Origin of the sequence: Pseudorhodoferax aquiterrae (assembly GCF_014652235.1) — a bacterium.
Classification (GTDB): domain Bacteria; phylum Pseudomonadota; class Gammaproteobacteria; order Burkholderiales; family Burkholderiaceae_C; genus Pseudorhodoferax; species Pseudorhodoferax aquiterrae.
In genome coordinates this window covers 28,509-41,693 of record NZ_BMYK01000003.1, presented here as the reverse complement: position 1 = coordinate 41,693, position 13,185 = coordinate 28,509, and the positions used below count along the sequence as shown (strand labels likewise).

Below are 13,185 nucleotides of genomic sequence, written 5' to 3'. Positions count from 1 at the left end.
CCATGCCCACCTACCGCCCGCGCGCACTGCTGCCCGACGACCAACCCGGCCCCTGGAGCGATCCGGTCTCCATCGCCTACACGCAGCGCGACGTGCTGCTGTACGCCGTGGGCATCGGCTGCAGCGACCTGCGCCATGTCTACGAGCAGCACCCGCAGTTCGCCGTGTTCCCGACCTTCGCGATCCGCTGGGGCGCGGCCGGCCTCAAGCTCGACACGGATGCCATCCCGAATTCGCCGGGCCCGCTCATGCTGGACGCCGAGCGCTATTTGGAGCAGCTGGCACCGCTGCCCACCGAAGGCCAGGTGCAGGTGCGCGCGCGGCTGCTGTCGGTGCACCCACGCCCGCGCGGCGCGGCCTTCGCCGAGGTCGAGGCCGAGGTCATCGACGCCTCCGGCCGCGTCTGCGTGCGCATGGTCAGCGGCTCGTTCCGGCGCGGCGTGGCGGCATTGGGCGACATCGCACCCTTCGAGGGCGCGGGCACCGCACGCTCGGCCAAGCTGACCATGCCCGACCGCACGCCCGACCTCGACCTGTCGGTGGCCATCCCGCCCAACCAGGCCCACATCTACCGGCTCTCGGGCGACTACAACCCGCTGCACATCGATCCCGCCGCCGCACGGTTCGGCGGCTTCGAGCAGCCCATCCTGCACGGCCTGTGCACCTACGGCCACTGCGGCCAGCTGCTGCTGGGCGCGCTGTGCGGCGGCGACGCCGCGCGCTTCCATGCGCTGGGCCTGCGCTTCTCCTCGCCGGTCTACCCGGGCGACCGGTTGCGCATCGTGGGCTGGCACGACGGCCCCGGCCAACTGGTCTTCGAAGGGCGGGTGGGCGACAAGACCGTCGTCTCCAACGCCAGCTTCCGCCACCACTGAACCCCACCAGGAGCACCCTCATGTCCGAACCCACCGTGATCGACACCGGCACGCCCGACCTCTTGGCCGAGCTGGATGCAGGCGTGCTGACGCTGACGCTGAACCGGCCCGAGGCGCGCAACGCCATGAGCCGTGCCATGAACACCGCGTTGCAGGAGCAACTGGCCCTGGCCGAGTTCGACCACGCCGTGCGCTGCATCGTGCTGACGGGCGCAGGCAAGGGCTTCTGCGCGGGCGGCGACGTCAAGGGCATGGCCGCCAGCGGCGACGGCACCGTGGGCGCGCAGACCATCGACCAGGCCATCCACCGCCAGCGCGTGAACCAGCGCGCCACGGCCGGCAAGCTATTCAAGATGCCCAAGCCCACGCTGGCCGCGCTGCCCGGCGCGGCGGCCGGTGCCGGACTCGCGCTGGCCCTGGCCTGCGACCTGCGCATCATGGCCAGCACGGCCGTCATGACCACGGCCTTCGCCAAGGTCGGCTTCTCGGGCGACTACGGCGGCAGCTACTTCCTCACGCAGCTCGTGGGCACCGCCAAGGCGCGCGAGCTGTACTTCCTGTCCGAGCGCGTGGGCGCCGACGAGGCGCTGCGCCTGGGCCTCGCGAACTGGGTCTGCGCGCCCGAGGAACTGGCCGAGCGCACGCGCGCGCTCGCGCTGCGCCTGGCCACCGGCCCCACGGTCGCCTACCGCTACATGAAGGAGAACCTCAACCGCGCGCTGGCCGGCGAGGTCGACGACTGCATGGACCTGGAGGCCACGCACCACATCCACTGCGGCCAGACCGAGGACCACCGCGAAGCGACCAAGGCCTTCGTCGCCAAGCGCGAACCCGTCTTCAACGGCCGCTGACATGGCCCAACCCACGACCCGCGCCGAAGCCATCGCCGCGCTGACGGCGCCCGGCATGCCCTATGCACTGGAAGACGCCACCGCGCTGGGCCGCCAGGTGCGCGTGTTCACGAACGCCCCGAGGTCACTGCGCGCGCTGTACGAGAGCACGGCCAGCGACCGGCCTTTCCTGGTCTACCAGGACGAGCGCATGACGTTCGCCGAGGCCTGGCGCGCGGCCAGCCGCATCGGCCATGTGCTTGTGCACGACTGCGGCGTGCGCCCGGGCGACCGCGTGGCCATCGCCATGCGCAACTACCCCGAATGGGTGCTGGCCTTCTGCGCGATCACGGGCATCGGCGCCGTGGCCGTGGCCATGAACGGCCACTGGCAGGCCGACGAACTGCTCTATGGCCTGCAGGACTGCGGGGCCAAGGTGGTGCTGGCCGATGCCGAACGGCTGGCGCGGCTCACGCAGCCCCAGGTGCGCGCCGCGCTGCCGCAGCTGCAGTGCCTGGCCGTGCGCACGCTGGAACGGCCCCCGGGCGTGCGTGCGCTGCGGGAGCTGACGGACGCCGTGGGCGAGGTGCCCATGCCTGCCGCAGACATCGCGCCCGATGACCACGCCACCATCCTCTACACCTCGGGCTCTACGGGCCATCCCAAGGGGGTGGTGTCCACGCACCGCAACATCCTGTCGGCCCTGCTGTCCTGGGAGCTCGACCGCGCGGTGGCCGAACGCGTGGCCGGCCTGGAGCCGCCCGCCGTGCCAGCGCCGCAACCCGGCACGCTGCTGGCCATTCCGCTGTTCCATGTGTCGGGGCTGCATGCGTCCTACCTTGCCAGCTACCGCCTGCAGCGGCGCGTGGTCGCCATGTACCGCTGGGACCCCGAGCAGGCGGCGGAGCTCATCGCGCGCGAGCGGCTGACCTCGGTCAACGCGCCGGCCGCGATGACGGGCGACCTCGTGCGCGTGGCCCGGCAGAAGAAGCTCAGCCTGGACACGCTGGTCACCGTGGGCGGCGGCGGCGCGCCGCGTGCGCCCGAGCAGGTGCGCCAGATCGGCGCGAGCTTCGGCCAGGCCTTGCCCAACACCGGCTGGGGCATGACGGAGACCAACGCCATCGGCACCGGCATCGGCGGCGAGGACTACCTGGCCCGCCCCGCCAGCGCCGGCCGCTGCGCGCTGGTGCTGGAGCTGCGCATCGTCGACGAGACGGGCAAGACCCTGCCGGCCGGCCAGCGCGGCGAGCTGCTGGTGCGCGGCACCTCGGTGTTCCCGGGCTACTGGAACCGGCCCGATGCCAATGCACGCAGCTTCGTGGACGGCGACTGGTTCCGCACCGGCGACGTGGCCTACATCGACGACGACGGCTTCCTGTTCATCGTCGACCGCATCAAGGACCTCATCATCCGCGGCGGCGAGAACATCGGCTGCGGCCAGGTCGAGGCGGCCTTGCTCATGCACCCGGACGTGCACGAGGCCGCCGTCTACGCCGTGCCCGACGAGCGCATGGGCGAGGAGGTCGGTGCGACCGTGCACGGTGCACCGGGCCTGGATGCGGAGAGCTTGCGCAGCTTCCTGGCGCAGCACCTGGCGCGCTTCGAGATCCCGCGCTACATCCGCATCGCGCCCGGCCCGCTGCCACGCACGCCCTCGGGCAAGATCCTCAAGCGCCAGATCCGTGAGGACGCGCTGGCCGAGCACCAAGGCCACACCGCCGGCGTGTGAGCGCGCCCTCCCACGCCCTGGCCAGCCGCTTCGTCGCCGGGCCGATCGCGCCCGTGCTGATGCGCTTCGCGCTGCCGCTGTTGGCCACCAACCTGCTGCACGCGGCCTCCAGCACCTGGGCCGCGCTGTGGGTCGGCCAGCTGCTGGGCGCCAACGCGCTGCCGGCCGTGGCCACGGCGGCCGTGCTGGTCTTCATGCTGATGGGTGCCGTGATGGGCATGGGCACGGCCGCCGGCGTGGCCATCGGCCAGTCACTGGGCGCGGGCGACATGGATGCCGTCAAGCGCGTGGCCGGCTGCGCGCTGGCCTTCGTGGTCGGCTTCTCGCTGCTGGTCGCCGCGGCGGGCTGGGCGCTGGCGCCGCCCATCATCGACGCGCTGGGCACGCCGCTGCAGGCGCGCGGCTACGCCGTGATGCACTTGCGCTTCACCTGCCTGTCGATGCCGGCGATCTTCGTCTACCTCGTGCTCGTGATGATGCTGCGCGGCACCGGCGATTCGCGCACGCCGTTCCGCTTCACGCTCGTTTGGATCGTGCTGTCGCTGCTGCTGGTGCCGCTGCTGCTGCGCGTGCTGGGCATCGCGGGCGTGGGCCTGGCCAATCTGCTCAGTGCCGGTGCCGCGCTGGCCGCACTGCTGGGCACCGTGTACCGCCGCCGGCTGCCCATCGCGCTGCACGGCGACGACATCCGCCACCTGCGGCCCGAGCGCGCGCTGCTGCTGCTCATGCTGCGCCGCGGCGTGCCGATGGCGCTGGAGTCCGTCGTCACGCAGGGTGCGTACTTTGCGCTGCTGGGCCTGGTCAACCGCCATGGCGCCGCCACCGCCGCCGCCTACGCGGGCGCGGCGCAGCTGTGGACCTACGTGCAGGTGCCGGGCAATGCGCTGGCGGCCTCCATGTCGGCCATGGCGGCGATGAACATCGGCGCCGGCCGCTGGCCGCGCGTGGAGCAGATCGCATTGCGTGGCTGCCTGGCCAGCCTGGCCGTCTCGACCACGGCCCTGCTGGTGATCTACGCGCTGGGCGCGGCCTTCGACGAGCTGCCGCTGCGCCTGTTCATCCGCGCCGACGACGCGGGCGGCGAGGTGCTGGCGCAGGCGCGCCGCATCCACTTCATCACGCTGTGGGGCTGGGTCGCGCTGTCCATCACCATGGGCCTGTTCGCCGTGGTGCGGGCCAACGGTGCGATGCTGGCCCCCACGCTGATCTTCGTGGTCACCATGTGGGTGTTCCGCGTGCCCTTCGCGGCGGGGCTGGAGCCCTGGCTGGGCAGCGATGCGATCTGGTGGAGCTTTCCGTTCGGCAGCCTCAGCTCGGCACTGCTGGCCTGCGCCTATTACCGCTGGGGCGGCTGGCGGCGCCGGCCGCTGATGCTGAGCCCACTGGCCGGCACGACGGCCGCTGCGGCCTCCGTGGCCGACACGCACTACGGCGAGTAGCGGCGCATCAGGACGCGACGATGACCAGCACCTGGTTCTCCTGCACCTCGTCGCCTTCGCCGACCAGCAGCTGCTGCAGCACGCCGTTGGCGGTGGCGTCCAGCGGGATCTCCATCTTCATGGATTCGAGGATCAGCAGCGTGTCGCCGGCGGCGACCTGGTCGCCGACCTGGCGCTCCAGCTTCCAGACTTTTCCTGTGACGGGGGATTCGATGCGGTGCATGCCCATGGTGTCGTGTCTCCAGTGCGAATGGCCGCTCGATTGGACCGGCGCACGGGTCCGCGAGACATAGGGGAAAACACTCCGAAATTGTTAACAAATGACAGTTTCAATGGAGGCATCTGATTCCTAGAATCGACGCGCCAAGGTGCATGTCAGAGATGCCACACGCCCGCAAGACCCCCGCCAAAGCCGCTGCAAAGGTCTCGTCCAGCACCGCTGGAACGTCGAGGGGGCGTGCCCTGCACAAGGCCGCGAAGACCCCCACCACGACCAGGGCCGCCACCACCGCCACCACCGGCGAGCAGATTGCCAAGCAGCTCGGCCAGGCCATCCTCGAAGGCCGCCATGCGGTCGGCGCGCGCGTCGGCGAGCAGGCCGTAGCCGAGATGTTCTCGGTCAGCCGCGGCCCCGTGCGCGATGCGCTGCGCATCCTCGAACGCCAGGGCCTGATCGAGATCCAGGCGCGCCGCGGCGCGCGCGTGCGCCACCTTTCGCACAACGAGATCGCCGACATCTTCAACGTGCGCGGCGTGCTGCTGGGCCTGGCGGTGCGCTACCTCTCGCGCAACCCTGACAAGTCCGGCCTCGCCGAGGTCGATCCGCGCCTCGCGCAGCTGCGCAAGCTGGCCGGGCAGAAGAAGCCCTCGCTGCTCGATTTCGCGCAGGCCACGGGCCGCGTGGCCATGGGCCTGCTGGCCGCCTGCCGCAGCCCCAAGGTGCTGCAGACCACCTACCGCGACCTGCCGCACGATGCGCTGTGGCGCATGCTGTGGGTCAAGCCCGCGCCGCCGGACTACGAGAGCTCGGCGCGGCGCACTGCGACGTACGAAGACTATGCGCGGCTGCTCGAGACGATCCGCGCCAGCGACGTGGACGGCGCCGAGGCCTTGATGCGCAAGATCATGAGCAACACCCGCGACGAGGTCTTGCACTACCTGGGCCTCCTGGATGCCGACGACGCGGACGCCTTCCGCCGCCAGGTGCTCTGAGGCTTCGAACGACACCACCGCACCATGCTCGAAGTCCAGGATCTCTCCGTGTCCTTCCTCACCGCGCATGGCCGCGTGGCGGTCACGCGCAAGCTGAACTTCTCGATCGCGGCGGGCGAGCGGCTCGGCGTGGTGGGCGAGAGCGGCTGCGGCAAGTCGGTCACCGGCCTGTCCATCCTGCGGCTGCTGCCGCCGCAGAACACCGTGATCGAAGGCCGCGTGCTGATGCAGGGGCAGGACCTGGTCGGCCTGCCCGAGTCGCGCATGCAGGCCATCCGCGGGCGCGACATCGCGATGATCTTCCAGGAGCCCATGACGGCGCTCGATCCGGTGTTCAGCATCGGCCACCAGATCGCCGAGGCCTACCGCTGCCACTTCCCGGTCAGTGCGGCCGAGGCGCGCGAGCGCGCGGTGGAAGGGCTCGCGCGCGTCGGCATTCCCTCGCCCGCGCGCCGCTTCGACGAATACCCGCACCAGTTCTCCGGCGGCATGCGCCAGCGCGTGATGATCGCCATGGCGCTGATCTGCGAGCCCAAGCTGCTGATCGCCGACGAGCCCACCACCGCGCTGGACGTCACGGTGCAGGCCCAGATCACCGACCTGCTGCGCGAGCTCAGCGAGCGTGCGGGCACGGCGCTGATGTTCATCAGCCACGACCTGGGCGTGGTGGCCGAGGTCTGCACGCGCATGCTGACCATGTACGCCGGCGAGATCGTCGAGGACGGCCCGGTCGACGCCGCGCTCGTGCGGCCGCGCCATCCCTACACCTCGGGCCTGCTGCGCTCGCTGCCACGGCTGGCTCCGCGGCGCGGGGTCCTGCCCTCGATCCGCGGCCGCGTGCCCTCGCCGAGCGAGATGCCCGCGGGCTGCCGCTTCCGCGAACGCTGCGACCATGCGCTGCCGCACTGCAGCCAGGAGCAGGTGGCGCGGCAGGTCGAGGCCGGCCACCTGGCGCGCTGCGAACGCGCCGCCGAACTCAGCCTGCCAGGGGTGCTGAATTGACTGCCGCCGCAGCGGCGCCGCTGCTCAGCGTGCGCGACCTCGCCATCCGCTTCCCGCTGCCCGAGCGCGGCCAGACCGTGCATGCCGTCGACGGCGTGAGCTTCGACGTGCAGGCCGGCGAGACCTTCGGCATCATCGGCGAGTCGGGCTCGGGCAAGACCACGCTGGGGCGGGCCCTGGTGTCGCTGCTGGCGCCGACCGAAGGCCAGGTGTTGCACGCTGGCGTGGACCCGCAGACGCTGGGCGCACGCGCGCTGCGCACGCACCGGCGCGACTACCAGATCATCTTCCAGGACCCGCATGCCGCGCTGAACCCGCGCCAGCGTGTGCTCGACAGCGTCTGCGAGCCGCTGGAGATCGCCGGTGGCCTCACGGCGGCCGAGCGCGAGCGCCGCGCGCTGCAGGCGCTGGACCGGGTCGGCATCGCGGCCGAGTACGCACAGCGCTACCCGCACATGCTGTCGGGCGGGCAGAAGCAGCGCATCAACATCGCGCGTGCGCTCACGCTGCAGCCCAAGCTCATCGTCTGCGACGAGGTGGTGGCGGCGCTGGACGTGTCCATCCGCGGCGACGTGCTCAACCTGTTCGCCGACCTGCAGCGCGAACTGGGGCTGACCTACGTCTTCATCACGCACGACCTGTCGGTGGTCTCGCACGTGAGCGACCGCATCGCCGTGACCTACCTGGGCCGGCTCATGGAACTCGGGCCGACCGAGGCGGTCGGCGAACGCCCGCTGCACCCCTACACCGAGGCGCTGATGTCGGCCGACCCGGTGCCGCTGCCCGCGCACCTGCGCAGCCGCAAGCGCATCGTGCTGCAGGGCGAGATCCCGAGCCCGATCGACCCGCCCTCGGGCTGCCGCTTCCGCACGCGCTGCCCCAGCGCGCAACCGCGCTGCGCAGCGGAGGCGCCGGCCTGGCGCGAGCTGCGGCCCGCGCACTGGGCGGCCTGCCACTACGCCACGGCCGACGGGCCGCCGACACGGCAAGGCCCCTGAGCGCGCGGCCTGCGGCAGAGCGCTTCCCAGAACACCACCAGGAGACAAGCATGAGCCAGCCAGCATCCGCATCCGAAACCGAGCCCGGGCCCGGGCCCGCCGCCGCGGTCCTGTCGCGCCGAGACCTCATGGTCATGGCCGGCGCCATCGCTGGCGCGGCCGCCGCGGGCGGCGCCTGGGCCCAGGCAGCGGCCCCCAAACGCGGCGGCGTGCTCAAGGTCTCGGCCAATGCCAACCCCTCCAGCCTGGACCCGGCCACGGGCGGCGCGGGCTCCGACCACACCTTCCTGTGGACCATCTTCGACACGCTGGTCGAGTGGGACTACCAGACGCTCAAGACCAAGCCGGGCATGGCCAGATACAGCTTCCCGGACCCGCTGACCATGGTGCTGGACATCCAGCCCGGCATCGTCTTCCACGACGGCACGCCGATGAACGCCGAGGCCGTCAAGTTCAACTTCGACCGCAACCGCCAGGACCCGCGCTCCAACATCAAGGCCGACCTGCAGAACGTGGGCGAGGTGCTGGTCAGCGGCCCGCTGCAGGTGACGGTCAAGCTGCAGCGGCCCGACACCGCGCTGCCGGCCATCCTGTCGGACCGCGCGGGCATGATGGTCTCGCCCAAGGCCGTGCGGGCGCTGGGCGCCGAGCACGACCGCAAGCCCGTGGGCGCGGGCCCCTGGAAGATCGTGCGCTGGTCGGCCAACGAGAAGGTGGAGGTCACGCGCGCCGACAACTACTGGCGCAAGGACCGCGCCTTCGTCGACGGCATCGAGTTCTTCATCATTCCCGAGCTGGCCACGGGCCTGCGCGCCGTGGTCAGCGGGCAGAACGACTTCGCCTACCAGGTGCCGCCGCGGCTGATCCCCATCATCACCAAGGCCAAGGACCTGCGCCGGATCAGCGGGCCCACGCTGTACTGCCTGCAGCTGTACCTCAACATGGCCAAGCCGGGCCTGGACAAGCTCAAGGTGCGCCAGGCGCTGAACCATGCCGTGGACCGCCAGGCCTTCGTGAAGGGCACGCTGGCCGGCGTGGGCGAGCCCGCCTACATGAACCTGCCCAAGAGCCACTGGGCCTTCGACGAGAGCCTGGTGGGCCTGTACCCGCGCGACGTGGCCAAGGCCCGCGCGCTGCTGGCCGAGGCCGGCTACAAGGACGGCATCGAGTTGACCGTGGGCAGCTACACCGACCAGGATTCGGTGCGGCGCAGCGAGATCGTCATGGAACAGCTGCGCGAGGCCGGCATCCGGCTCAAGTTCATCACCGGCACCATCCCCGAGATCAGCGGCCAGTTCTTCGGCACCGAGAAGAAGTTCGACATGCTGCTGTCGGCCTGGACCGGCCGGCCCGATCCGAGCATGACCTACAGCCTGATGTACAGCAAGGACGCCTACTTCAACGCCGGCCGCGTGGACACCGGCAAGGAGCTGGCCGACATGCTGGCCGAGAGCCGCGTGGCCGAGCGCATCGAGTCGCGCACGCTGATCTTCCGGCGCCTGCAGCGCCATGTGATGGAGAACGCGCTGGTGGTGCCGCTGGCCTTCCAGTACGAGCTGGTGGCGGCCTCGTCCAAGGTGCAGGGCTACGCGTCCAACCTGCTGGGCAAGCCCAAGTACGAGTTCATCGCGCTGCAATGAACGCTGCCATCTACAAGAGCGGGGCCGCGCCATGCTGAGCGCCGGCCGCCTGCGGGTGGTGCGGCGGCGGCTGCTGCAGGCGTTGCCGGTGCTGGTGCTGGCCACCTTCGTGGTCTACAGCCTGCTCAAGCTGATGCCGGGCGACATCGCGATCACGCTGGCCGGCGAGAACGCGACCGAGGCCCGCATCCACGAGATCCGCGAGATCTACGGCCTGAACCGGCCCTTCCTCGTGCAGTACGGCAGCTGGCTCGCGCACGCGGTGCAGGGCGACCTGTCGCGCTCGCTGGCCACCGGCGAGGAGGTGGCGCGCTCGATCGCGCGCGCCTTCCCGAACACGCTGCTGATCGTGGTGCTGGCCATGGGCGTGGCGCTGCTGGTCGGCATCCCGCTGGGCATGCTGGCGGCCAGCCGGCCCGACGGGCTGCGCGACCGCGCCGTGACCTCCATCGCCTCGCTGGGCATCGCCGTGCCCAACTTCTGGCTCGCCATGCTGCTGGTGGCCTGGCTGGCGCTGGACTTCGGCTGGTTCCCCGCCACTGGCGCCAAGCCGCTGCAAGACGGCCTGTGGCCTGCGCTGCACCATGCCATCCTGCCGGCGCTGGCGCTGGCCGCGGGCGGCGTGGCCGAGGTCTCGCGCCAGCTGCGCAGTTCGCTGGTGGAGATCCTGTCCTCGCCGCCCGTGCGCACGCTGCGGGCCAAGGGCCTGGGGCCCGCGGCCATCCTCTGGAAGCACGGCCTCAAGAACGCCGGGGTCAACCTGCTGACCGTGGTGACGCTGTTGTTCAACCGCATGCTGGCGGCCACGGTGGTGGTCGAGGCCGTGTTCGCCATCCCGGGCATGGGCAACCTGATCGTCAACGCCGCGCTCACGCGCGACCTGCCCGTGGTGCAGGGCGTGGTGTTCGTGATGGTGCTGGTGGTCATCGCGGTGAACCTCACGGCCGACCTGCTCTACACCTTCCTCGACCCGCGCATCGCATGAGCAGCATCAGCCCACCCCAAGCTGCCCCGGCCGCCATGCGCCAGGCGGCAGCCCGGCCGACCGGCATCCGCCGCCTGCTGGCCTGGCTGCGCAGCGACCTGCGCGCCGCGCTGAGCCTGGCCTTCCTGGCCTCGCTGGTGCTGCTGGCGCTCGCGGCGCCGCTGATCGCGCCCTACGCGGTCGAGGCGCAGGACCTGGACAACACGCTGGCCGCGCCCAGCGCCGCGCACCTGCTGGGCACCGACGACCTGGGCCGCGACGTGTTCAGCCGCATGCTGCACGGTGCCGCCAGCACGCTGTACGCGAGCGTGCTGGCGGTCGGCATCGCCGTGGTGCTGGGCGTGCCCGTGGGCCTGCTGGCCGGCTACCGCGGCGGCTGGGTGGACGACGGCATCAGCCGCTTCATCGATGCGCTGCTGTCCTTTCCGTCCATCGTGCTGGCCATCGCCGTGACCGGCGCGCTGGGCATCGGGCTGACCAACGGGATGATCTCGGTGGGCATCGTGTTCTCGCCGCAGCTGGCGCGGCTGGTGCGGGCGCGCGCGCTCGTCGTGCGGCAGGACCTGTACGTCGACGCTTCGCGCTGCTTCGGTGCGAGCACGGCGCGCATCCTGTGGCGCCATGTGCTGCCCAACACCGTGCAGCCCGTGATCGTGCAGGTCACCTTGCTGCTGGCGGCGGCCCTGCTGGCCGAGGCTTCGCTGAGCTTCCTGGGCCTGGGCATCCAGCCGCCCGCCCCGAGCTGGGGCTCGATGCTGGCGCGGGCCTACCAGAACATGGAGCTGGCCCCCGAGCAGATGTACGCGCCCGGCATGGCCATCCTGCTGACAGCGCTGGCCTTCAACACGCTGGGCGAGTCCCTGCGCGTGGCGCTGGACCCGACCACCAAACGCTGAACGACAAGGAGACACACCGATGAGCTGGACCCCCGAACTCGAGGAACTGAAGCAGCGCCAGGGCATGGCCCGGCAGATGGGTGGGCCCGACAAGGTGCAGCGCCAGCACGCTGCCGGGCGGCTCACGGTGCGCGAGCGCATCGCCCGGCTGGCCGATGCCGGCAGCTTCCACGAGGTGGGCGAGCTGTCCGGCATCGGTGCCTACGATGCCGAGGGCCGGCTGCAGCAGGTGACGCCCGCCAACTGCGTGTTCGGCCGCGCGCGCGTGGACGGCCGGCCCGTGGTGCTGGTCGGCGACGACTTCACGGTGCGTGGCGGTTCGGCCGATGCGTCCATTGCCGCCAAGCCGATGATGGCCGAAGACATGGCGGCCACCTTCCGCCTGCCCATCGTGCGCATCATCGAAGGCTCGGGCGGCGGCGGCTCGGTCAAGACCATCGAGACCAAGGGCGCCTCCAACCTGCCGGGCGGCGTGGACCAGACGCGCGGCTTTTACATGATGACGGCCAACCTGGGCGAAGTGCCCGTGGTCGGCCTGGGCCTGGGCTCGGTGGCCGGTCTCGGCGCGGCACGGCTGGCCTCCAGCCATTACTCGGTCATGACGCGCAGCTCGGCCATGTTCGTGGCCGGCCCGCCGCTCGTGGCGCGGCTGGGGCAGAGCCTGTCCAAGGAGGAACTCGGCGGGGCCGACATCCAGGCCAGGAGCGGCGCGATCGACCAGGTGGTCGACACCGAGGAGGAGGCCTTCGACTGCGTGCGGCGCTTTCTCTCGTACCTGCCGTCCTCGGTCCATGGCGTGCCGCCCGTGTTGCCCAGCGAGGACGACCCCGCGCGCGTGGACGAGGCGCTCATGCAGGCCGTGCCGCGCAACAAGCGGCAGGTCTACAAGATGCGGCCCATCATCGCCTCGGTGGTCGATGCGGGCAGCTTCTTCGAGATGGGGGCGCAGTTCGGGCGCAGCATCATCACCGGGCTGGCCCGCATCGACGGCCACCCGGTGCTGCTGCTGGCCAGCGACCCCTACCACTACGGCGGCGCCTGGAGCGCCGACGCCTGCCAGAAGCTGGTGCGTTTCGTCGACCTGGCCGAGACCTTCCACCTGCCGGTGGTCTACCTGATGGACTGCCCGGGCTTCATGATCGGCCAGGAGGCCGAGCGCACGGCCACCATCCGCCACGGCGTGCGCGCCATGGCCGCGATGAACCAGACCACCGTGCCCTGGTGCACGGTGATCGTGCGCAACGCCTTCGGCGTGGCCGGCGCGGCCCACCAGCCCAGCGGCCGCCTGTCGCTGCGCTACGCCTGGCTGTCGGCCAGCTGGGGCTCGCTGCCGCTGGAGGGCGGCATCGAGGCGGCCTACCGCGCCGACATCGACGCGGCCGAGGACCCGGCCGCCGAGTTGCGCAAGATCGAGGCCCGCCTCAACGCGCTGCGCTCGCCCTTCCGCAGCGCCGAGAAGTTCTGGGTCGAGGAGATCATCGACCCGCGCGCCACGCGCGAGCGCCTGGTCGACTTCGTGCACCTGGCCGAGCCGCTGCGCACGCCGGGCCGCAGCGGTCCGGCCATGCGGCCGTGA

At 71.3% G+C, this 13,185-nt stretch carries 12 protein-coding genes; 11 read left to right on the top strand and 1 reads right to left on the bottom strand.

The genetic code is table 11. From position 1 onward, the window contains the following. Window positions 1-2: 2 nt before the first annotated feature. From IE209_RS05480 to IE209_RS05465, 4 genes are read left to right on the top strand one after another with little or no spacing between them, the layout of a single operon-like run. Window positions 3-875: a MaoC family dehydratase gene (locus IE209_RS05480; RefSeq protein ID WP_189685963.1), complete on the top strand. Its 873-nt coding sequence runs from the start codon at window positions 3-5 to the stop codon at window positions 873-875. 20 nt (window positions 876-895) lie between these two features. After that, complete coding sequence (locus IE209_RS05475; RefSeq protein WP_189685962.1) at window positions 896-1,726, top strand: enoyl-CoA hydratase; 831 nt, start codon at window positions 896-898, stop codon at window positions 1,724-1,726. Between the two features lies 1 nt (window position 1,727). After that, window positions 1,728-3,437, top strand: a complete 1,710-nt coding sequence (locus IE209_RS05470; protein WP_189685961.1) for a class I adenylate-forming enzyme family protein — start codon at window positions 1,728-1,730, stop codon at window positions 3,435-3,437. Beyond that, the gene (locus IE209_RS05465) at window positions 3,434-4,876 is read left to right on the top strand and encodes an MATE family efflux transporter (RefSeq protein ID WP_189685960.1); all 1,443 of its coding nucleotides are present in this window, start codon (window positions 3,434-3,436) and stop codon (window positions 4,874-4,876) included. Before IE209_RS05470 ends, IE209_RS05465 begins: the two co-directional genes overlap by 4 nt. Window positions 4,877-4,883: 7 nt before the next feature. Here the strand turns inward: IE209_RS05465 and IE209_RS05460 are convergent, their stop codons facing one another. Then, window positions 4,884-5,105 (bottom strand): acyl-CoA carboxylase biotin carboxyl carrier protein subunit, encoded by a 222-nt coding sequence (locus tag IE209_RS05460; protein ID WP_082551361.1) that lies wholly within the window; start codon window positions 5,103-5,105, stop codon window positions 4,884-4,886. 152 nt (window positions 5,106-5,257) lie between these two features. Here IE209_RS05460 and IE209_RS05455 point away from each other — a divergent pair, with 152 nt between their 5' ends. From IE209_RS05455 to IE209_RS05425, 7 genes are read left to right on the top strand one after another with little or no spacing between them, the layout of a single operon-like run. Then, window positions 5,258-6,088 (top strand): GntR family transcriptional regulator, encoded by an 831-nt coding sequence (locus IE209_RS05455; protein ID WP_189685959.1) that lies wholly within the window; start codon window positions 5,258-5,260, stop codon window positions 6,086-6,088. A gap of 24 nt (window positions 6,089-6,112) precedes the next feature. Continuing rightward, the gene (locus IE209_RS05450) at window positions 6,113-7,090 is read left to right on the top strand and encodes an ABC transporter ATP-binding protein (protein ID WP_189685958.1); all 978 of its coding nucleotides are present in this window, start codon (window positions 6,113-6,115) and stop codon (window positions 7,088-7,090) included. Further along, entirely contained in the window at window positions 7,087-8,088 is a 1,002-nt protein-coding gene (locus tag IE209_RS05445) for an ABC transporter ATP-binding protein (protein ID WP_189685957.1), read from the top strand. Before IE209_RS05450 ends, IE209_RS05445 begins: the two co-directional genes overlap by 4 nt. A 50-nt stretch (window positions 8,089-8,138) precedes the next feature. Then, window positions 8,139-9,728: an ABC transporter substrate-binding protein gene (locus tag IE209_RS05440; RefSeq protein ID WP_189685956.1), complete on the top strand. Its 1,590-nt coding sequence runs from the start codon at window positions 8,139-8,141 to the stop codon at window positions 9,726-9,728. A gap of 31 nt (window positions 9,729-9,759) precedes the next feature. Further along, window positions 9,760-10,713: an ABC transporter permease gene (locus tag IE209_RS05435; protein ID WP_189685955.1), complete on the top strand. Its 954-nt coding sequence runs from the start codon at window positions 9,760-9,762 to the stop codon at window positions 10,711-10,713. Then, window positions 10,710-11,609, top strand: a complete 900-nt coding sequence (locus tag IE209_RS05430) for an ABC transporter permease (RefSeq protein WP_189685954.1) — start codon at window positions 10,710-10,712, stop codon at window positions 11,607-11,609. Before IE209_RS05435 ends, IE209_RS05430 begins: the two co-directional genes overlap by 4 nt. A gap of 19 nt (window positions 11,610-11,628) precedes the next feature. Continuing rightward, window positions 11,629-13,185: an acyl-CoA carboxylase subunit beta gene (locus tag IE209_RS05425; protein WP_189685953.1), complete on the top strand. Its 1,557-nt coding sequence runs from the start codon at window positions 11,629-11,631 to the stop codon at window positions 13,183-13,185.